This window comes from Actinomadura sp. 1N219 (genome assembly GCF_044326405.1).
In the GTDB taxonomy this organism is placed as follows: Bacteria; Actinomycetota; Actinomycetes; order Streptosporangiales; family Streptosporangiaceae; genus Spirillospora.
Window position 1 is genome coordinate 280,578 of the sequence record NZ_JBIRAY010000001.1, and the last position, 19,645, is coordinate 300,222.

The following is a 19,645-nucleotide window of genomic DNA, read 5'->3' on the forward strand; positions in this document are numbered from 1 at the left end:
CGGTCTGGACGGTGATTACCTCACCTGCGGGAGGTCGGGTGAACGGACGGCGCATATGGTCCATACGGGTGCGGATGACCGTGATAGCCGGAGCGGTCACCGCGCTGATCTGCGTCATCCTGATCACCCTGATCGTCGTCGGAGTGCGCGGCCAGGCGGCCGACTCCAAGCGCAACAAGGCCACCGCCGCGGCGCTGCGGGTCGCCTACGAGATCAGGCGGGAACCGGCGATGCAGGGCGGGCTCTCCGCGCCGGACGACGTCGTCCTGCAAGTCGTGGACAGCCGGCACAGCGTGATCGCGGGGACCGGCAACGCGTTGAGCGGCCTGCCGATCGCCCGGTTCCGACCGGCGGAGACGGACATCTATTCCACCCAGGCCCTGTGCCCGCCGCGTGGGTTCAACGGCTGCATGTGGGTGGTCGCGGTCCGCATCTACCAGCCGAACGGGGACTGGATCGTCTATTCGGCGATCCCCACCGTCCCCTGGTACGTCAGCCCGAGCCTGCTCCTGTTCATGGTGTGCGTGTCGCTCCTGGCCGTCCTGCTCGTGTCCCTGCGCGCGTGGGGGACGGTCGACCAGACGCTCGCCCCGGTGGACGCGATCCGCCTCGAACTCGCGGAGATCACCGCCGGCGAGTCGGGACGGCGCGTGACGGTGCCGGAGAACCGGGACGAGATCAGGCTGCTGGCGGAGGCGGCGAACGCGACCCTCGACCGTCTCGACAGCGCCCTGGCACGGCAGCGGAGTTTCACCTCGGACGCGTCCCATGACCTGCGCAGCCCCATCGCCGCCGCGCGCGCCCAGATCGAGGAGGCCCTGCTGTATCCGGACCAGACCGACTGGCCGAAGACGGGACGGGCCGTCCTGCAGAGCCTGGAGCGCCTGCAGGCGATCGTGACGGACCTGCTGCAGCTCGCCCGCCTGGACGCCGCCGCCTGGCAGGACACCGAGCTCGTCGACCTCGGCGCGCTCGTCACGATCGAGGTTGCGAGGTCCGACCGGACGAAGCGGATCGTCCCGCACATCCAGGAGGGCGTGACGGTGCTCGGCGACCGGCTCCGGCTCGTCCGGCTGCTGACGAACCTGCTGGACAACGCCGAGCGCCACGCCGAGACGCAGGTCGACATCACCGTCCGCCGTGAGGATTCGGTCGCCGTCCTGGAGGTCTCGGACGACGGCGCGGGCATCGCCGAGCAGGACCGCGACCTCGTCTTCCAGCGTTTCGCCCGCCTGGAGGCCAGCAAGTCCCGCGACCCGGCCGGCACCGGCCTCGGCCTTCCCATCGCCCGCGAGATCGCCCGGCTCCACGGCGGGACGCTCACCATCGAGGACAGCACCAAGGGCGCCCGCTTCGTCCTCCGAATCCCCAGAGACCGCAGCAGCCAGAACACCTGACCCCCCAACGACCTGGTCGTGCGTGGCCTGCGATGGATGGCCGGGAAAGGTGTGGCAAAGCGGAAAACCCCGCGTATGCGGTGCACGCGGGGTCGGTAGCGGGGGGCTGGAGGGGCCCGCGCGGGAACGGGCCGTCGGCAGGTCAGATCGCGGTGTGCGCGGGGACGCCGCGCAGGTGGATCCAGCCTTCGGTCTTGAGCTTCTTCACCGTGCAGCTGATGGGCTCGTACTCGTCGGGGTTCACGTAGCCGGGGCCGTGGGCGATGACGGACTCGTAGACGAACGTGGACGCGATGAAGCCGAGGTCGGCGCCGGTCGCGGCGAGGCGGTCCTTGAGGGGGCGCGCGTCCAGGAGGCGGGCGGTGCGGATCAGCGCCCAGCCGGACATTCCAGGCGGGTCGGGCATCACGGGACCGACATGCACCGCGACCCGGAGCTGGATGCGGACGGCGTCGCTCGACCGCTGGTTGTGGTGGCGCAGCCGCACCGCCAGCGAGTCGATCATGTTGATGACGGCGGCGGTCGGCACCTCGGGCGGGACGACGATCAGTGCGCCGTCGCCGCGGTCCTCGATGTGGCAGGCGGCCCAGGGCACCGCCGATTCCCGGAACGCCTCGCGGAGCAGCGCGTACATGGCGCGGCGCATGTCGAGGCGGTCGAGGTCGTTGCGGTGCGTCTGGCTGAAGCCCGCGATGTCGGTGAAGACGATCGTGCAGTTCTGGCCCGCCCACGACGCTCCGGCGTGCTTGGACGGGGAGACGGTCATGGGCTGCGTCGGCTCGTCCTCGAACGGGGCGGGGTCGGACGTCATCGCCGACACGGGCGTGGCGTTCGGTGAGCGCGTCAGGTAGGCCGCGCTGCCGTTCACCACCGCCGTGTACTGGACGTGATCAGCCTGCGGCGCGGTGCGCGGGATCGGCACGGTCGCGAACCTCTGCGCCCCGTTCTGCGTGACGGGCGCCTGTGGCGTGCCCGGCCCTTGCGCGCCGGGCAACTGTGTTGGGACGGGCCCTTCCGGTGCGGCGGACAGCTGCGGCGCGAGGAAGCCGTACTGGACGGCGGGGTCGTGCGGCGCGTTAGGCCGGTACTGGTCGGCCGTCGGATACTGGTCGGTCGTAGCGTATTGGTCGGTTACCGCGTATTGGTCGGTCGTTGTGTACTGGCCGGCCGTCGGGTACTGGGACGGCGACTCGGGCATCGGGCCCGACTGCTCGGTCAGCCGGTCGTACAACTCGCGTTCCAGGACGGCGACCACGCGGGGGTGGTCGCTCAGGTAGGTCGCGAACTGTTTCGTGGTGATGCGCAGTCCGCGGACGATGTCCATGGCGACGATGGTCGCGGACCGGCGGCGCAGCAGCAGGGCCGCCCGCTCGCCGACGATGTCGCCGGGGCCGCGGAACGCGATGATGCGTTCGCGCCCGCCCCGGTTCACCGAGACCCGGATCGAGCCGGACTGGATCACGACGGCCTGGTCCGCGGTCTGGCCCTCGAACCAGAGCACGGTGCCCACCGGATAGACGACTTCGTCCACGCACGCGAGGAGGTCCTGCTGCTCGATCTCGGTGAGGAACCCCCAGAAACCCTGCCTCGGCGGCGGCGAGACCGACCGGACGGGAGTGCAGGGGAGGTGGTGCTCGACGTCCCGGCGCTCGTTCTCGGGCTGGTCGTGCGCCGGCCACGGGACGTCGGCGGGGCCGGTTTCGGACGGGACGATCTGGTCGGGGTCGTGCTGGCGGGCGTAGTCGTCCATCAGCGCACCAGCCAGACGGTCGGTCGGTCGGCGAATGGCGGTTTCGTGGGGTGATGGATGTCAATGGTCGGGGGAAGTATCAGATGTCTTGACATGACGAGAACCCCATGTCTCGAATCGCGACTTCGGATGCCGCACGTCCGGCTGCCTGGGATGGGCCCGGCATCGGCTCGCTCAGGGGGACCGAGTCGCATTCACCTACTAGCCCGAACCGCATGATCGCGGTTAGACTGGGTGAGTCCGCAGAGAACGTTTCAGCAGGTCAGCCCGGATCTTCTGGCGGCTTCGCAAGAAGGTCCGACATGACCGGCCGACCGATCTCGCGCGGTCTCGAGGAGTCGCTCTCCGCTTTCCCTCGATCGTCTGGGCTCGCAACCGGTGATCGGCGGGAGGCGGCGGGCGACTCTATTTTCTTTTCTGGTATTTCCGAAATTTCCGGCGTTTCGTAGCGTCCTCCCCGTCCGGCGCAAGTCCGGCGTCTCGTCGCGTCGGCGTACGTCCCCGTGTCCGCCGATGGGGAAGCTCCCGGACGGGCCGCGCGTTCGTCCGAGTTCTCACCCTGCGTCAACGTCTTACCCTGTTCTTAGGTAGCAACACGTCGGGTGGCAGGTCGGCGTCTGCTACTTTGCTACCTAGCACATTACAACATAGTCTACAGTCATGCAGCAGTCTGGCAGCTTCATCGCCGAGTTTCGAGCGATATGACGGGTCTGACCCTCGGGGGTGGGTTCTCGCGGGCCGGTCAGGTAGCGCCCTGGCGTGATGTATCGCGCTACATGCCGGGTTGCCAGGTTGCATGTGGGCTGGTGGCATCTACTACATAGAGTGAGCGATTGAGATGACCAGTGACCAGGGGCCGATCGTCCAGAGCGCATTGCTGCGCGCCGAACTCGTCCGCCTGCGCAAAGAGAAGAAACTGACGCAGGACCAGGTGGCGCGGCAGCTCGAATGGTCCCCGTCGAAGCTCATCAGGGTCGAGGGGGGAAAGAACGCCATCACCCGGACGGACCTGCAGGCCCTGCTCAGGGTGTACGACGTGACCTCGGAGGGACGGCAGGAGCGGCTCCAGTCGCTGGCCCGCGGCGCGCGCGAGCCCGCGTGGTGGAACACGTACCGGGGCGAGTTCGACCCGAACTTCCTGAACTACGTGGGCTACTCGGCGGGGGCGGCCTACATCCGCCAGTTCCACGGGTCGGTCATCCCGGGGCTGATCCAGACGCCCGAATACGCCGGTGTGCTCGCCACGGGCAAGGTGTCCGAGCAGGGCAGGGCCCTCGGCGCGAAGCTGCGCATCCAGCGGCAGCAGGAACTCGCCAAGCGGCAGAACCCGCCACGCCAGCACTACATCATCGACGAGGCGGTGGTCCGCCGCCATGTCGGCATCGGGGTCGATCCCGCGATCATGCCCGCGCAGCTCACCCACGTCGCCGACACCGCCGAGCGCGACGATCGGCTGACCGTCCGGGTCATCCCGTTCAACGCGGGCGCGCACCTCGGCCTCGAAGGGCCGTTCAGCCTCCTGGAGTTCGACGGCGACCTGGACGACATCCTCTACCTGGAGGGCCGGACGGGCGCCAGCCTGATGCTCACCGGTGACGACGACAAGATCCCCGAATACCGAGACACCTTCGAGCTCCTGCTGGAGCAGGCGCTGCCGGCCGAGAAATCGATCGCGCTGCTCCGGCAGGCCGCCGAAGACCTCATGGACTGACGGCCCGACGCCGGCACACCGTGGCTGGACGGTCCGACTCCAGCACCGTGGCTCTCCGCAGCACCGCGGCCCTACGGCCTGACACCAGCATCGCAACTCGACTCGGACTCGACCGGAGGTGACGGCCGCATCGGGCACCCACAAGGCGAGTGGCCTTCATAGCACGCAGAGTGATCTTGTGTTCCCTTGTAGGCGGGATAACTCGAACCGTTTACACTCGTGATCGGGAAAATATCCACAAGGTCGTGGTTTGTCGTGCCCTGCTTGGTGCTCGCCGAGCGGGTGTTCTTGTCCGATCGGTCGGCGAGACGGCACCCGCCGGCAATGGATGGAGGGTTGCTGGATGGTGTGCCGATCGATTCGCGGTACGGCGCTGAACTGGCGCAAGGCCAGCCGGAGCCAGAGCCAGAATGAATGTGTGGAGGTGGCGACACTGGGGCCGTCCGTGCTGGTCCGGGACTCGCGGGACCGCTCAGCGGGCGTCATCGCCCTCGATTCCGCCCAGTGGAATGCGCTGCTGAGCGCGATCCATAGTGGAGATCTGGACGGACGTTGAGTCGCGCGACTCTTTTTCGCGCCTATCGCAGGAATTGTCGAACCTGGCGATTACCGGAAGCCTTGACTGGCTATTCTTGACAACACTGCGAACTCGGGATGGTTCCACGACCCTGACCGAACCCTGAATCGGACCTGAACCGTCCCTGATCACTCTGCCGCGGAGCCGGAACCGCCCGCAGCGGAACCGCCCGTAGCGCGACCGCCGACGGACCGCCGAACCGCCATCGGCGCCCCGAAACAACACCGGCGCCGCCCGTCTCCAAGCCGACGTTCCTGCCCCGCTCTCAGCGAGGTGGCCATCGTTCGTCCGTCCCGCATACCCGGACGAGCGACGCAAGGACGTCCTTCCCGGAAAGGCCGTCCAAGCTGCGCAAACCCGGCCGCCACCGGTGCCACGAGCCGGTGCGGCCGGTGTTCCTGGAGTCGGCGGTCGGCGGTCGGCGGTCGGCGGTCGGGGGCTGGCGGCTGGCGGTCAGCGGGCCGCGCCGCGCGTCCGCGGATGCAGCGTCCGTCCCGCAATCGGGCGAGCGATGCAGGACATCTTCTCCGAGAAGGGCGTTCCGCTGCGCAAACCCCGGCCGTCGCCGGTCTCTCCGACGGTGTCGTAAGCCGATGGGGTCAGTAGAGGAAGGGAAGTGTCACGCCTTCGGCCCCGGTGAGGTCGTCGCCGCGGGAGCGGCCCATCAGCCAGGCGAGCAGGGATGCCTCCGACCCCGTGACGATCACGTCCCCGTCGCCGCCGAGGTCGCTGCCGTCGCCGAGGTCACGGCCGGTGTCGAGGTCGCGGCCGGTGTCGGTGGCGTGCAGCCGCAGGCGCGGGGCGTCGTCACGGCGGGCGAAGGAGGCGGCGACGCCGTCGAGCGTCCGCGACGTGAATGCCGCGGGCCAGTCGCGTGGCGTGAAGTCCGCGTCGAGATCGACATGGTGGACGAGCACCTCGGTGAGCCGTGCGTCGGCGGCGCGGGCGGCCGGGTGGCGTGCGCCCGACGTCCACTGGACGGTCCGCGCCCACGCCTCGTCCGGCATCAGCGCGTAGGCGTCGGCGAACCGCTGGGCGCTGTCCCGCACGTCCGCGACGAGCGCGGCGGCGGGACATCCGGCACCTGCCTCGATCTCGGCGGCGCGGGCCTCCATGCTCGGGTACTCGTAGGAATCGACACCCGTCCGGGCCCAGGTGAGCAGGCGGGTGCCGCCGTCGGCGTTCCTGGCGACGTGCGTGAGGACGTGGCCGCGTGTCCAGCCGGGCAGCAGCGACGGCGCGCGGACGTCGTCGTCATCGAGCCTCTCCGCCGTGGCGAGGAGCGACCGCGTCGCCGCCCTGATCGCACCAAACGTCACAACCGGCCTGACCGGATCGACCGGATCGACCGGCTTGGTCGGGTAGGCCGGTTTGCGCGGACGGCTTGGGTCGGGGGTGGTCATGCGAAGGCGGAGGCGTGGGTTTCGGCCCACTGGCGGAAGGTCCGCGCTGGGGTGCCCGTGACGTCCTGGACGGTCGAGCGGACGATCGACTCGTCCAAGGAGCCATTTACATAGAAGTCGAAGAACGCGTCGACATACTCGGCGGGCATCTGGCCCGTCATCTCGGCGCGGGACTCGTCATTGGGTTGGGCCTCGAAGCGCAGGTCACGGCCTAGGACGTCACCCAAGATGGCGACTTGCTCGGCGGGCAGGAGCGATTCGGGGCCGGTCGGGTAGTACGTCTTTCCCTCGTGACCGTCGTCGTCCAGCAGGGCTTTCGCGGCGACGGCGGCGATGTCGCGCGGATCGACGGCAGCGGCGCGGACGTTCGCGAACGGCAGCCGGAGCGTGTCACCGGCGTTCAGCTGCGGGAGCCAGCGCAGCGCGTTCGACATGAAGGCGCTCGGACGCAGGACCGTCCACGGGAGGCCCGAGTCGTGCAGCGCGCGCTCGGTGACGATCATGTAGCGGGTGACGGCGTTGGTCATGTCGCCGCTGGCCGCCGATGCGCCCGAAAGCTGGACGACGCGCTCGACCCCGGCGCGCCGGGCCTCCGCGAGCACACCCGGCATGTCGCGGTAGCCGGGTAGAAGGAAGACGCCTCGGACGCCGTCCAGTGCCGGAGCGAGTGAGGCGGGGTCGTCGAGGTCGCCGGTGACGTGTTCCACGCCGTCCACCGGCACGGGCGGCGGTCGGCGGACGAGGGCGCGAACGGGCTCGCCGGACGACGCGAGAAGCTCGACGAGCTCGGAGCCGATATTGCCGGTGGCGCCGGTAACCAAGATCATCGGAGTGCCTTTCACCAGGGGACGGGACGGCCGTCGCGGAAGAATCCGCCGGTCGGGCCGTCGTCGGGCAGCGTCGCGGCCCATACGATGCCCGCCGCGCCCTCGGCGACGGGGCGTCCGCCGGGGCCGCCCATATCGGTCGCGACCCAACCGGGGCAGACCGCGTTCACGAGGATGCCGTCCGCGCGGAGCTCGGCGGCGAGCATGCGGGTCAGCGCGTTGAGCGTGACCTTGGACGCGGTGTACGCGGGCGTGCCGCCGCCCATGCCGGTCAGCGACGCGACTTCGCTGGACACGTTCACGATCCGTCCGTGGCCGCCGTGGCGCAGCTGGGGAAGGAGCGCCTGCGTCAGCCGCCACGGACCGTAGAGGTTTGTCTCGGCCGCCTCCCGGACGACGGACAGGTCGGCGGTCGACGCCCGCTGCCACGTGTCGTAGGTGATCGCGGCGTTGTTGACCAGGACGTCCAGGTGCCCGATCTCGGCAGCGGCCTGGTCGATGTCGGCGGACGAGGTGACGTCCAGGCGCAGCGGTGTCGCACCGACCTCCTTCGCCGCGCGTTCGACCGCCTCCGGAGACCGCGCGCCGAGCAGGACGTCGTAGCCGCGTTCCACAAGCTGCCTGCACACCTCAAGGCCGATGCCCCGGTTCGCCCCGGTAACGAGCGAGACCGTCACGCCGCCCTCCTCCCGCCCCGCGCCGTCCGAACATGCGCACAACGCCGTAGAGTCCCCGCCTCCCAGCGACCCACCGCCATGATCGCACGCTGCCACCACCCTCCAACGACCCCAACGCCGCCGCCCCACCCGCCCTCACCCCACCCCCCGCGCCTCGCGCGCTCGCGACCCGCGGGCCGTGCCCGGCCGAGCCGCGCCCCACCCGCCGTGTCCGGCCAAGCCAGCTCTCGCCGGTCGTGCCTGGCCGCGCCATGTCTCACCGATCTGTGCCCCGCCGAACCGCGTCAAGCCGGGCCGTGCCTCGCCCGGACTGCGTCTCGCCCAGGCCGCGCCCCGCCGGGCGGCGCTTCGCCGGGCACCGTCCGGGTGCCGCGGGGGGGCGGGCCGCGCTGGCCGCCGTGTGGGCTACCGCCGGCTTCGCCGGGCACTGGCAGGACCTCGACGTGCACAGGCCCGCCGGGCCGCCGTGGGATGGAACAGCCACGTCAGATGCATCACGGCGTCGACGCCGCACATAAGCCCGCTGGCGGTCGCGCTGGCGCAGTACGTCCGCACCCGCCACGGCTGGGTCAGCGGGCGGGGCCAGGTTGGTGTCGGTGACGTCGGCCCCGGCCCGTCCGACATTCCCGCCATCGTCGTGCGCCGTTCGGCCCTGCCCCGCCGCGAGCGCTTCGGCGAGACGCGTTTCGCTTGGCTGTGGCTCGGTCGGCGATGGCTCGTCTGGGGTCGCTTGGTCGGGGGCTTGTGGGGTGTTAGCGGACGTTGCGGGGGCGGAATTGGATGCTGATTCGCGGGCCGGTTGCGCGGGGGCTCTTCGGGATCGCGTGTTCCCAGGTGCGCTGGCAGTTCCCTCCCATCACGATGAGATCGCCGTGTCCGAGTTCGTGGCGGATCGTCCGGCCGCCGCCGCGCGGGCGTAGCAGCAGGCTTCGCGGCGTCCCGACCGACAGGATCGCGACCATCGTGTCTTCCGTGGCGCCGCGGCCGATCTTGTCGCCGTGCCATGCCACGCTGTCGCGTCCGTCCCGGTAGAGGCACAGTCCGGCGGTGCGGAACGGCTCGCCGAGCTCGTCCGCGTAGTGGCGATCGAGCGCGGCCTTTGCTTCGTCCAGGACGGGATCGGGCAGGACGTCGCCTTCGTCGTAGAACGCCAGCAGGCGCGGCACGTCCACGACGCGGTCGTACATGCGTCGGCTCTCCGCGCGCCACGGGACGGACGTGTGCAGGCGCTCGAACAGCGCGTCCGCCCCCGGAATCCAGCCGGGCAGGACGTCCACCCAGGCGCCTTGCGACAGCCGTGTCCGCCGCGCCGAACTCAGTGGACGCGGACCGCGCTCGTCCGTTTCGTCCAGCAGCGAGGCTTGGAACATGCCTTCACTGTACCCGCCAAGTCAAACACCTGTTCGATCGGGGCCTCGGGTCGGGACGTCAGAAGTCGTTCAGCATGTCCTTGAGGAGCGCGACGGTGCGGGCGGGAGGGGCGGCGCGGATGACCAGCGAATCCATGATCTCCTTGTAGCGGTCGGCTTCCCTGCCCTCCGGATAGCGGGCGCCGGTGAGCTGTTCGAGGTAGACGACGTCGTCCAGGTCGTGCTCCGCGAACCGGATGACCGTGATCGGGCCGCCGAGCGCGAGATGACCGCCCGCCGAAAACGGCAGGAGCTGCACCTTCACGTTGGGCATGCGCTCCGCCACGGCGATCAGGTGCTCGATCTGCGCGCGCATCGTCGCGTTTCCGCCGATCGGCCTGCGCAGCGCCGCCTCGTCGATCACCGTCCAGAACCTGACCGGCGCGACGGGACGGAGCAGGATGTCCTGCCTGGTCATCCGCACCCTGAGCCGCCGGTCGAGCTCGTCGTACGCCGCGTGGTGGTGTTCCAGCCCGATGACCGCCCGCGCGTACTCGACCGTCTGCAGGAGCCCCGGGACGTACTGCACCTCGTAGCCGCGGATCGTCGCCGCCGACTGCTCCAGGCCGACGTACTGCTCGAACCAGGTCGGCACCACATCGCCGTAGCTCTGCCACCAGCCCGGCTTCTTCGCCTCCTGGACGAGTTCGACGAGGCCCTTCCTTTCGTTCTCGTCGTCCAGGCCGTAGAGGTCGAGCAGGTCGAGGACGTCCCGCACCTTGAATCCGTGGCGGCCGAGCTCAAGCCGGCACATCTTGGACGCCGACCCGCGGATCGCCGCCCCCGCCTCCGCCCGCCCGATGCCCTTCTCTTCCCGTAACCGCCGCAGCCGCGCGCCGATCTGCATGCGCAACGCCGTCGGGCCTGCCGCGCGGGCGGCGTCCTGCCGATTGTCAAGCACAAGATCTCCAGCGTCTCGTACGTCACGACAACTCTCGGAGCGTCTCACAGGCAAGATGGACGCGCAGGCGACCTCCGGTCAGAGGTATGTAACCGCCGACCTGGTGTACAAATCACATCATTGTCTGTGAACGACCAGGCAGGATCGTTCCACTTTCCGGGCGCTAGCGCGGCGGAACCAGCAGATCGAGATCGGCTCTCGTCACCCGCGCCCGCTCCGCGACGCGATCGCGGTCGGTGCCCGCCGCAGCGACGATCTCGATCGCCCGGGTCAGCATTGTCGGCTGCTCAAGGGCCTTCGCCGGCCCCGGTTCCTGACGCCGCCATCCCCGCGAGCCCAGCACACTCATCGCGTTCCGGTACGCGGCCTCTTTCATGACGCCCAATGTGCGCGCCCGATAAAGCAGCGCCGCCATGCTGACACCCCACGCCGCCTTCAGTTCGGCCAGCCGTTCCCAGTCCGCGATCGGCGGCAATTCGCCGCCGATGTCATCCTCCGGCATGAGGAATTCCGCCGCGAATCGGTGCGCCTGATCCTCGACGATTTTCTCCCCGGGTTCGGCATCGGCGTGCATCACCAAATGCCCCAGCTCGTGGGCGGCGTCGAAACGGTTGCGCCAGTAATCGCCCTTGGCCGGATTGAAGAACACCATCGGCCGCGGATGGACGCCCACGCTGAACGCGTCGACCCGCTCCGCCGCCCCCGGCAGGACGAGCACGATCACTCCGTGCCCTTCGAGCAGCCTCACCACATGCGGAACCGGCCCCGGCACCCCGACCAGGGCTTTTCTCGCGACCCTGGCCGCTTCTACCGGCCCGCTTCCGGCGATCTCGTCCGGCGACACCGCGTATTCCGGCAGATCGACCTCGGGGAAATCGATGAGGTCTTCTAGCGCGCCCACCACATCGGTGGCGATTCGTCCATAGGCGAGCGCCTGATCGCGCTCGATTTGACTGGTCGACCTGAGCGACCTGAAATGCGCCCCGTCCAGCGAGGCGCGGCTTCGCCCGCCCTGAAAGAACTCCACGGGGACACCGAGCGCGATCGCCAGACGCCGCACCATCGGCTCCTCGGGCGTCTGCACACCGGCCTCGTACCGTCCGATCGCCTTCGGCGTCGTCCCGACCGCCTGCGCGACCTGATTCTTACGGAACCCCCTGAGCCGCCGGGCAAGCGTCAGCCGCTCGCAGTCGAACAGCACCCGCGCCACCCTTTGCTAGGCCGATTTCGTCTCCCCACGGAGCCGCATCGGGACATCGGCTTCCCCGTCGTCCCACAACGGCATCGTCCGCTCGACGAGCTTACGACGTGGATCGGGCCCAATGGCGTCGTCCAGCTCCTTCACCCAGTGCCAGGCCGCCCCTCCGTCCGCGTTCCACCTGGGCCGCCCCAGGAAAAGCTCCATTTCCAGCGGCTCGTCGGTGGCACTGTGCGCGAGCACCAATGTCACCACCCCGGGCGTGTCGCGCTGGATCCCGAGCGGCAGCTCCAGCTGCGGATCCTCGGCATATCCCTGCCGCGCCACGGCCTGCTTGGTGGGACTGTCGCGATCCCAGCGAATCCCGCGCACGTTCCCGAACTCGTGCCGCTTCAGCAGCACCCGGCACGGCCCGTAGCGCCACCCGGGCGAGCCGTTCAGATCGTCCCGGACGACCTGCGGCTCGTCCTCGAAGACCCGGTCGATCCACGTCGCCAGCACGTCGAACGCGCTGACCCCGTACGACCGCTCCGTGAACCCCGCCGCCCGGCTTAAGGACCCCAGGACGGCCAGCGTCGCGTCCCGGTGCGCCTCCCGCAGCGCATGCAGGAAGCCGGCCGCCAAGAGCTCGTCCCAAACAACCCTGTCCTCAGCCACCCGCCCACTCTAGGCAGCGGCACCGACATTATGAGCAGCCCTCGAACTGCGGCACCTCTTCGACCAGCTCGATCCCGCTCTTCCCGAACCACTTGCGCAGCAACTCACCGGCGGTCCCGTCCTGGTACATGGTCGTGAGGGCCCGGTTCACCGCCTCGCACCCGTCGACGTCGCCCTTCCGCAGCCCGACCCCGTAGCGCTCGTCGGTGAACGGCGCGTTCACAATCTCCAGATCCTGCGCCGCGAACCCGGCCAACACCAAATCCCCAGTGGAAACAGCGTCAACAACCCCACCGCGCAATTTCGCCACACAGTCGCTGTAAGAAGACCCCGGGACGAGCTTCGCCGCAATGCTCAGCCCCTTGACGACCCGCTCCGTGGAAACCGATCCGCTGGCCTGACACATCCGCTGCCCCGCCAGATCCCGCACACTCCGAATCCGGTTCTCCCCACGCCGCACCATGATGTCCTGGTGCGCCACATAGTAGGGCCCGCCGAACGTGACGAGCTTGGCCCGATCAGGCGTAATCGAGTACGAGGCGAGCACGAGATCGATATCGCGCCGCTTCAGCTTCTGCTCCCGGTCATCCGACCTGACCTCCCGGAATTCCACCCGCGAGGCCCCGATATGCCGGGCGATGTACGTCCCCACATCGACCTCGAACCCGCGGAAGACACCGCCTTCCCTGAACCCGAGCCCAGGCTGGTCGGCCTTGACCCCGACCACGAGGAGATCGTCCCCCGAAACGGACGCCCTCGCAGCCGAACATCCCACGAGCACGACACTCAACAAGACCGCCAGAACAGCACGCACACAGGCATGCCTACTCCCGCAACAACATCACCAGATGAACACCAAATGACCACTCCTCAACCACCAGCCGACACGGATCTCACTTACGAGGTCGCGACCTCCGCCGCCGGCTGCTCCTGACAGGCGCGGCCTTACCGTCCGCCACCGCCCTCTCATGCTGCTGCCACCCCTGAAGCCACTTCCACCCGGCCCCGAGCGACGCAGTAGTGGCCGCCACCATGAACGCGGTCACCTGATCCTGGTTGAGCTCAGCTCCAGGAACGAGCTGCGCCACAGTCCCCGCCAACCACCCGGCCGCGATGGCGAACACCGGCGTGAACAAGGCAACCCCACGCCCCAACCAGGACCATTCACTCGCCGGCCCTTCGCCCGCAGCATCCTGCCCAACAACCTCGTCACCCGAATTCTCCACCACGAACATCACCCACTCCCTCTGGCAGACGGCCACCCACCACCCAGCCGCCCTTTCAACACCGTCACCCCAAGCCTGACCCCGCCCCCATCCCCCGCACCACCAAAGAGGCCAACACCGGCCACGCGACCTTCGAGCAGACCGTAATAAACACGACAAATCGTCACGAGGGGTGGTGGGCGGGATTGGGTGCCCGCCGCCCTAGCCTGCTGCACGGAACCTCTCGTAACGCTCCTCAATTGCTTCCATGTTGGGTCGATCTACTCGTCTCCTGGGCAGAGCGATTCTCGCGTTATTCATGGCTTGGAGGCCATGTTGGAGCATAGGGCCATCGACCTCTTGCAAAATATCGCTGCGCACCTGAATTGTCAGATCAGGACGGATGCCTAGGATGTTCTCGTCGTAGGCGGCGTGGTGGATCTTGCAAAGCGCGAGTCCGTTCGACACAGCGGGTATGCCACGCTCGTCCCGGTCGGGGACTATGTGTGCAGCGTCGAGCAGTGAGATGTGCCGGAGGCGACACATTGCGCAACTGCTGTCGTACGCGTAAATCACTCTTTGACGAAAGAGTGGCTGATGCAAGCGTTGCCGGCTGATTCGTTCGGAGTATCTGCGTTCTAACGGGCTGAGGGATGCTGCGTCGTGTGCGAGAGTGACCTGCGATTGGTCGAGGCCGACGGCAACCTGAGACAGATGGGGCTCGTCTGCGATTATCCAGACTGGGTAGAACGGAAGGTAGACACCCGGCCGTACGCCGAAGAACCAGATAAGAGGTACTTTCAGCGCGTGGGCTTCTCGCAATCCCTTATTTGTGTAGTGTTGGGGGTTGCCTTGGTACTTGTATCGAAGAAAGCCGTCTGCACCGAGGGCGTCTTCGTAAGGAGCGCGTGCGCCATCTGAGGTGTAGGTCGTCAATATCGACAAGGCGGCGGTCCATCCGCTTGGCTTGCGAATGCCGAGTTGATTGTCGATCAGCGGGAAGCGCTGGCCTTCGAACACGAAGTCGAGAAGTTCTTGACGTTGCACGACGGGGTTCTCTGGGGTGGAGCGATGGTCGAGCCAATCCATCGCGGCTTGGCGTAGACGGCCGTCGAAGTCCCCGCTTAGGAGTGCAGTCACCCTAGGTTTTCTACTACTTTGCCGGCCGTCTCACCAGTCCGTGATCGGGAGGCGCCAGTCCGGTGCCGGCCATGGCGGGCTGGAGGGTGCGGGCTGGCTGGGGCGCGGGGCGGTCGTCCTGCTGGAGCGTTCATTGGTTGGTGGGCGTGGGCGGTGACCGATTGCAGTTGCGTTCTTTGTGTGAGTGTGAGAGTTGGGGGCTTGGCTCTCGGTATGCGTGTGGGTATGGAGCCTGGTGAGGTTGTTGCACGTCGTGCGGTCGTTGCTCGGTGTTTTGGGGAGCGTTGGCGGCTTGGTGTTGTGTCCTCCGGGTTGGGTGGCGAGCTGGGTGTGTTGGTGGAGTTTGGGATTGGGGGGTTTGGGGGTGGGTGGTGTGTCAGGGTGGGGGTGTGGGTGGGGTGGGGTTGTTCGGGCTTCGTCGGTGGGGGTTGCTTGGGGTGGTGGCTGGCTGTGTTGTCTTGGTGGGTGGGTGTGGGGTTGCGGTGGGTTGGCAGGTTGGGTTGTTCAACTCGGATGGGCGGTTCGAGGACGTGGACGCGTGCGCGATCATGCCTGATGCCAAGGTGTTGGCGTCGTTGGTTGCGAGTGGGGCACGGGAGCCTGGGGACTCCAAGCCCGAAGGGCTTTTCGGGTGGGGTGGGGACGCTCGGTCAGAGTGCAAGTGGAGCAGTGTCCCGCCGGGGGTGGACCGGCCGTTCCGGACTGTGCGCGTCTTCGTCAAGACGGCGCATGCGACGACGGATCAGACTGGGCCGGAGCGTGCTGTGGAAGATCTGAGTAATTGGTATGAGAATCGGGTGCGGCGGGGTGGGTACGGGGTGGTGGGCGTTGGTGTTGGAGAGAAGGGATACCTGACGGTTGATCGGGCGTCCTATGTGATTGTGCTCGCTCGGATCGAGGTGTTCGACATTCACGCCAAGTTCCGGATCTCCAATGTGGTTGTGGACGTTTCGGCGCGTACCCATGACCAGCCGGGGGAGGAGGAGAAGGCGCAGGTGGTGGCGTTGGCGGAGGTTGTGGCCAAGCGGTTGACGTCTTTTGATTGACCGTTAGGTGGCGGCGGCGTGGTTTATTAGTTCGAGCATTCCGGCTTCGCGTTCTTCGGCTGTCGCGCCATAGTCGTAGCTGTAGGTGAACTCGGCGTTGGGGAACTGGTTGAGCCACATTGCGCAGTAGTTGCCCGGCATGAAGCAAGGTTCTAGTTCGGTGTAGACGCGTGTGATTTGTTCGGGGCGGACGCCGTCGGATGACAGGCGATGCCAGAGAAGGTGTTCGGGGTGCTCTACGCCTACCTGGGTTTCTTGGGTTTCGATGTGTTTGCGTCCGTCATTCTCTTCGACCTCGAAGGCCACTGAGGCGGGGAAGCTCAGGGCATGGCGGATCAGTTCTAGGACGCGGGACCACCAGGATTCGTCGTCGTCCAGGGCGGGGGCGTCGATTTGGAGGAGGCGGGAGCGGAGGTCGCGGAACACGGCCACCGGGTCTTGCTGTCCGGGGGAGCGGAGGAGAGGTAGGGATTTGTCCAGGGTTAGGAGAGATTCGAGGAAGGACGGGACGTCGGTGTTTACGTGTAGGGGTGCGACGTTCGTTACTACGAAGACGGCCTTGACGGTGCCGGTGGGGGTTACGCAGATCTCGGCGCCTTGGTCGGTGCCAAGGCGGAACCATGAAGCTGACTCTGGTGGGGTGTGATCGGCGTCTATTGAGGCCGCGTAGTCGCTGAGGAGTAGCGGTTCGTCCTGTGTGGCGGAGAAGTAGGGACCTACTTGGGCTGGGAGGCCGTTGGCGAGGGCGGCGCCGGATGCGGTCGGCAGTGACGCGTTCGCGGTGTCGATATGTAGTAGGGCCTCGGGGCCGAAGTGCTCCGTTAGGCGGGTTCCCAGGTCGTCCGTCATGGCTTCAGTCTGTCAGTCGTGGCGCATAGGCTCGTCGTGTTGACGGTGGAAGGAAAGGCGGCCTCGGGGTGGAGCCAGTCGAGTTCGAGCGGACGTTGGCGGAGGCGCGGAAGGCGCTGGAGTCGATGCGGCGGGGTGGTGCAGGCGCGGGCGGCGTGGGCGTGGGTGCTGAGGTTGGGGGTGGCGCGGGTGCTGGGGGCGTCCAAGTTGTCGAGGGGGTTGGGGAGGCGGCGGAGGGGAAGGTCAAGGCGACCGCGGCCGCGGGTGGACGTATTAAGGGTGTGGAGGTCAATCCTCGGGCGATGCGGATGACTCCGGAGGAACTCGGCGGGCATCTGGTGACGGCCGTGAACGCGGCGCTCAAGGACCTGCGGAGCAAGACCGCGGAGGCGGCGGGCGACGCGGTGAACGCGACGACGCTCGCCAAGCAGGCCGAGGACATCCAGACCGAGGGTCTGCGTCAGATGGCGGTGTTCGACCAGGCGATCACTGAGGCGCTGTCGAAGGTCCGGGGCGGTCGCTGATCCTGTGCAGGCGGAGCGTCGCCGTCCCGTGCGGGCCGGCGACGGCGAGGAGGCCTTCGGGGGTCAGGGCCAGGGCGTTGACCGTCAGGCCCAGGTTCATGACGCGTTCGTCGCCGGTGAGCATGTCCCAGATCCTGATGTGGCCGTCGGTCCAGGCGATGGCGGCGACGGGGCCGAGTGGGAGCCGCGCGAAGGCGGTGGCAGTGACGCCTGTGTTGCGGCGAATGAGTGGTTCGTCCACTGGGGGGTCGTCTATCGCCCATAGGCGCACCGTGCCGTCCGCGCCGCCGCTGATCAGGCTGAGACGGCCGCTGTCGCCCTGCATGCCGGTCACGGCGGTCACCGGGCCGTCGTGGAGGTGTTGAGATCGGACGTGCTGGGGGGCAGTGGGCTCCCATACGTGCACTTGTCCGGATGCGTCGCCGGCGATGAGGTGGGTGGTGCCGGCGGTGCCGAGGGCCGTCAGGCCGCGCCACTTCTTGAGGGTGTCGCGTACCGCGCCCGCGCTGACCTGCGCGGCGCCGGTGTCGGTTGCCTGGTTGAGCAGGCCGCTGATGCGGTCGGCGCGGCTCTCGGACTTGGTGACGGCGCTCGCCCGAACGGCGCGGTGGGCGTCCAGGTGCAGGACGGTGCCGTCCGGGAACCAGACCAGGCCCCAGATTTCCGGCACGCCGCCGGCGATGCGGCCGATGGGCTTCCCGGACGAGCCGTCGAGGGTGTGCAGGGTGCCGTCGGCTGCGGCGACCAGGAGTGTGTTGTCGCGGCGGGTGAGTGCGGACACTGGGCCCGTCCAGGCTCCCGCGCCGTGGGTGGACGGGGTTTGAGCGTGGGCGGACCAGGTTCCGGCGCCGTGGGTGGATGGGGCTTGGGCGTGGGTGGATGGGGCTTCGGTGGGGGTGGACGAGGCTTCGGTGCGGGCCGTCGTCCCTGCGCTGTGGTTGGTTGGGTGGTCTTCTGTGCGGCTAGGTGAGGTTTCGTCGGCTTTGGTGTGTGCTGTTGGGCCTTCGGTGTGGTTGAGCGAGGGGTCGGTGTGGGCGGTCGGGGTTTGGGTGTGGTCGGGCTTGGGTGACGCTGGGGGCTTGGGGCGGGTGTTGGACCAGGTGGGTTCCCAGGCGGTGGACGTGTGCGGCGCGAATTGGGCGGCGAGGGAGTCGTCCCCGAGAAGCATTGCCGACAGTTGGAGGAGGGACGCGCGTTCGGCCGGGTCGGAGGTGGAGAGGAGTCCGGGGCCGGCGGCGCGCCACACCGGCCACTGGGGTGCGGAGTCCAGGGTTTCGAGGACGGCGGTCGCGGCTCGCGGATCGGCGTGGACGAGTTGTCCGGCGTCCGCGATGAGGCGGTCGGCCACTCCGGTGACGGCCGCGTGGCGCAGGAGATAGGTGGTTATGTAGGGCGGGCTCTGGGCCCAGAGCGGAGCGCCGCCGGTCGGGTCCTTCGGGACTTGCGTGTAGAGGGCGCCGCCGATTGCGTGCTCGATCTGCGCGTGGAGTTCCGGCGTCCGGCGGCGTAGGAGTGCCTCCCGGAGTGGACGCAGACCGATCTGGAAACCGTTGTCCACGCGCGTGACGAGGGGTGCGGCGAGGTTGACCGATGCGCGGGCCCGCTCCAGGTCGCCGGTCAGCGCGGCCGTCAGTGCCGTCCAATGGACGGCGTCGATGAGTCCGTACGCGGAGGCGAGGACCTCCAGGGCGGGGACGGCTTCGGGTGGTACACGGTCTAGCCACCGTTCGGGGACGTTCTCCGACGCGTCCGCCGACAGGGCGAGTTCGGCCAGGCCCACGTTGGGGAACAGCGCTTCGGCGTTGACCGTGTTCGGGTGGTGTTGCCGGAGCCATGCCGTGAACCCCTCCCGGTCGGTCAGTTCCGGATTGTCCAGGTGGACGACCTCGGCCGGGACGGTGAACGCCGAAAGGATCTCGGGACGTCCTTCCACGAGCAGCCTGACGTGCTGCGACTCCAGCAGCGGGTCGAGCAGGTCGGTGATGATCGCGGGGGCGGCGGAGCCGTCGCAGGCGGGGCCCGCCTCGTCCAGCTCGCCGATCACGACGGTGGCGGGACGGCGGTCCGCCGCGATGCCCGCGACGACGACCTCCGGGGACCCGCCCGCGACCGACAGCTGCTCCGCCAGTGCCCAGGCCAGCGCGTGCGGCGTCATGCCCCGCGCGCTGATCATGGCGTGCACGGCGCGGACCGGGCCCGTGTCGGCGAGGGCCGTCCAGGCGGTGAGGTGGCTCTTGCCGGTGCCGGGCGCGCCGGTCACGACGCAGAGCCGGGGACGAAGGACGTCGGTGAGCCACGCCCGGACGGCCGCGGCCGCCGGTGCCCGGCCCGCGCCGATCGACGGCGCCTGGTTCATCTCGACCGGTGTCGACAC

17 protein-coding genes are annotated in these 19,645 nt (G+C 68.4%); 5 read left to right on the forward strand and 12 right to left on the reverse strand.

Annotation, left to right across the window (positions count from 1 at the left end; genetic code table 11):
• Nucleotides 1-74: 74 nt before the first annotated feature.
• A complete protein-coding gene (locus tag ACH35V_RS01390; protein ID WP_395971116.1) occupies nucleotides 75-1,397 on the forward strand; it encodes a sensor histidine kinase in 1,323 nt (440 codons plus the stop codon).
• Nucleotides 1,398-1,539: 142 nt separating this feature from the next.
• Here ACH35V_RS01390 and ACH35V_RS01395 read toward each other — a convergent pair whose 3' ends face one another.
• Entirely contained in the window at nucleotides 1,540-3,147 is a 1,608-nt protein-coding gene (locus ACH35V_RS01395) for a cyclic nucleotide-binding domain-containing protein (RefSeq protein WP_395969638.1), read from the reverse strand.
• An 838-nt stretch (nucleotides 3,148-3,985) separates the two neighbouring features.
• Here ACH35V_RS01395 and ACH35V_RS01400 point away from each other — a divergent pair.
• Both ACH35V_RS01400 and ACH35V_RS01405 read left to right on the forward strand, forming a co-directional pair.
• Complete coding sequence (locus ACH35V_RS01400; protein ID WP_395969639.1) at nucleotides 3,986-4,858, forward strand: helix-turn-helix domain-containing protein; 873 nt, start codon at nucleotides 3,986-3,988, stop codon at nucleotides 4,856-4,858.
• Nucleotides 4,859-5,201: 343 nt separating this feature from the next.
• Nucleotides 5,202-5,414: a DUF397 domain-containing protein gene (locus ACH35V_RS01405; RefSeq protein WP_395969640.1), complete on the forward strand. Its 213-nt coding sequence runs from the start codon at nucleotides 5,202-5,204 to the stop codon at nucleotides 5,412-5,414.
• A gap of 620 nt (nucleotides 5,415-6,034) precedes the next feature.
• Here the strand turns inward: ACH35V_RS01405 and ACH35V_RS01410 are convergent.
• The 9 genes from ACH35V_RS01410 to ACH35V_RS01450 all read right to left on the reverse strand — a co-directional run bounded on the left by ACH35V_RS01410 (nucleotide 6,035) and on the right by ACH35V_RS01450 (nucleotide 14,801).
• Nucleotides 6,035-6,838 carry a maleylpyruvate isomerase family mycothiol-dependent enzyme gene (locus tag ACH35V_RS01410; protein WP_395969641.1) on the reverse strand — a complete coding sequence of 268 codons (804 nt, stop codon included), beginning with the start codon at nucleotides 6,836-6,838 and terminating at the stop codon, nucleotides 6,035-6,037.
• Entirely contained in the window at nucleotides 6,835-7,665 is an 831-nt protein-coding gene (locus ACH35V_RS01415; protein WP_395969642.1) for an NAD(P)H-binding protein, read from the reverse strand. Before ACH35V_RS01415 ends, ACH35V_RS01410 begins: the two co-directional genes overlap by 4 nt.
• Nucleotides 7,666-7,676: 11 nt before the next feature.
• The gene (locus ACH35V_RS01420) at nucleotides 7,677-8,342 is read right to left on the reverse strand and encodes an SDR family oxidoreductase (protein WP_395969643.1); all 666 of its coding nucleotides are present in this window, start codon (nucleotides 8,340-8,342) and stop codon (nucleotides 7,677-7,679) included.
• A 752-nt stretch (nucleotides 8,343-9,094) separates the two neighbouring features.
• Nucleotides 9,095-9,712: an alpha-ketoglutarate-dependent dioxygenase AlkB gene (locus tag ACH35V_RS01425; protein ID WP_395969644.1), complete on the reverse strand. Its 618-nt coding sequence runs from the start codon at nucleotides 9,710-9,712 to the stop codon at nucleotides 9,095-9,097.
• A gap of 58 nt (nucleotides 9,713-9,770) precedes the next feature.
• Nucleotides 9,771-10,652, reverse strand: a complete 882-nt coding sequence (locus ACH35V_RS01430) for a helix-turn-helix domain-containing protein (protein WP_395969645.1) — start codon at nucleotides 10,650-10,652, stop codon at nucleotides 9,771-9,773.
• 163 nt (nucleotides 10,653-10,815) lie between these two features.
• Complete coding sequence (locus tag ACH35V_RS01435; protein ID WP_395969646.1) at nucleotides 10,816-11,853, reverse strand: helix-turn-helix domain-containing protein; 1,038 nt, start codon at nucleotides 11,851-11,853, stop codon at nucleotides 10,816-10,818.
• A gap of 15 nt (nucleotides 11,854-11,868) precedes the next feature.
• Nucleotides 11,869-12,507: a hypothetical protein gene (locus tag ACH35V_RS01440; protein WP_395969647.1), complete on the reverse strand. Its 639-nt coding sequence runs from the start codon at nucleotides 12,505-12,507 to the stop codon at nucleotides 11,869-11,871.
• 28 nt (nucleotides 12,508-12,535) lie between these two features.
• Nucleotides 12,536-13,234 carry a glutamate ABC transporter substrate-binding protein gene (locus ACH35V_RS01445; protein ID WP_395969648.1) on the reverse strand — a complete coding sequence of 233 codons (699 nt, stop codon included), beginning with the start codon at nucleotides 13,232-13,234 and terminating at the stop codon, nucleotides 12,536-12,538.
• Between the two features lie 700 nt (nucleotides 13,235-13,934).
• Nucleotides 13,935-14,801 carry an HNH endonuclease gene (locus ACH35V_RS01450; protein WP_395969649.1) on the reverse strand — a complete coding sequence of 289 codons (867 nt, stop codon included), beginning with the start codon at nucleotides 14,799-14,801 and terminating at the stop codon, nucleotides 13,935-13,937.
• A 734-nt stretch (nucleotides 14,802-15,535) separates the two neighbouring features.
• Here ACH35V_RS01450 and ACH35V_RS01455 point away from each other — a divergent pair.
• Nucleotides 15,536-15,898: a hypothetical protein gene (locus ACH35V_RS01455; protein ID WP_395969650.1), complete on the forward strand. Its 363-nt coding sequence runs from the start codon at nucleotides 15,536-15,538 to the stop codon at nucleotides 15,896-15,898.
• Between the two features lie 3 nt (nucleotides 15,899-15,901).
• Here ACH35V_RS01455 and ACH35V_RS01460 read toward each other — a convergent pair whose 3' ends face one another.
• The gene (locus ACH35V_RS01460; RefSeq protein ID WP_395969651.1) at nucleotides 15,902-16,747 is read right to left on the reverse strand and encodes a nucleic acid/nucleotide deaminase domain-containing protein; all 846 of its coding nucleotides are present in this window, start codon (nucleotides 16,745-16,747) and stop codon (nucleotides 15,902-15,904) included.
• A gap of 125 nt (nucleotides 16,748-16,872) precedes the next feature.
• Here ACH35V_RS01460 and ACH35V_RS01465 point away from each other — a divergent pair, with 125 nt between their 5' ends.
• Nucleotides 16,873-17,271: a YbaB/EbfC family nucleoid-associated protein gene (locus ACH35V_RS01465; RefSeq protein ID WP_395971117.1), complete on the forward strand. Its 399-nt coding sequence runs from the start codon at nucleotides 16,873-16,875 to the stop codon at nucleotides 17,269-17,271.
• Here the strand turns inward: ACH35V_RS01465 and ACH35V_RS01470 are convergent.
• The gene (locus ACH35V_RS01470) at nucleotides 17,234-19,645 is read right to left on the reverse strand and encodes a hypothetical protein (protein WP_395969652.1); all 2,412 of its coding nucleotides are present in this window, start codon (nucleotides 19,643-19,645) and stop codon (nucleotides 17,234-17,236) included. The two genes, ACH35V_RS01465 and ACH35V_RS01470, sit on opposite strands and share 38 nt — an antisense overlap.

Excerpts from the sequence above, each read along its gene's own strand:
- ACH35V_RS01390 (WP_395971116.1), top strand. The coding sequence starts at position 75 with ATGACCGTGATAGCCGGAGCGGTCACCGCGCTGATCTGCGTCATCCTG.
- ACH35V_RS01395 (WP_395969638.1), bottom strand. The coding sequence starts at position 3,147 with ATGGACGACTACGCCCGCCAGCACGACCCCGACCAGATCGTCCCGTCC.
- ACH35V_RS01400 (WP_395969639.1), top strand. The coding sequence starts at position 3,986 with ATGACCAGTGACCAGGGGCCGATCGTCCAGAGCGCATTGCTGCGCGCC.
- ACH35V_RS01405 (WP_395969640.1), top strand. The coding sequence starts at position 5,202 with ATGGTGTGCCGATCGATTCGCGGTACGGCGCTGAACTGGCGCAAGGCC.
- ACH35V_RS01410 (WP_395969641.1), bottom strand. The coding sequence starts at position 6,838 with ATGACCACCCCCGACCCAAGCCGTCCGCGCAAACCGGCCTACCCGACC.
- ACH35V_RS01415 (WP_395969642.1), bottom strand. The coding sequence starts at position 7,665 with ATGATCTTGGTTACCGGCGCCACCGGCAATATCGGCTCCGAGCTCGTC.
- ACH35V_RS01425 (WP_395969644.1), bottom strand. The coding sequence starts at position 9,712 with ATGTTCCAAGCCTCGCTGCTGGACGAAACGGACGAGCGCGGTCCGCGT.
- ACH35V_RS01450 (WP_395969649.1), bottom strand. The coding sequence starts at position 14,801 with ATGGATTGGCTCGACCATCGCTCCACCCCAGAGAACCCCGTCGTGCAA.
- ACH35V_RS01460 (WP_395969651.1), bottom strand. The coding sequence starts at position 16,747 with ATGACGGACGACCTGGGAACCCGCCTAACGGAGCACTTCGGCCCCGAG.
- ACH35V_RS01465 (WP_395971117.1), top strand. The coding sequence starts at position 16,873 with ATGCGGCGGGGTGGTGCAGGCGCGGGCGGCGTGGGCGTGGGTGCTGAG.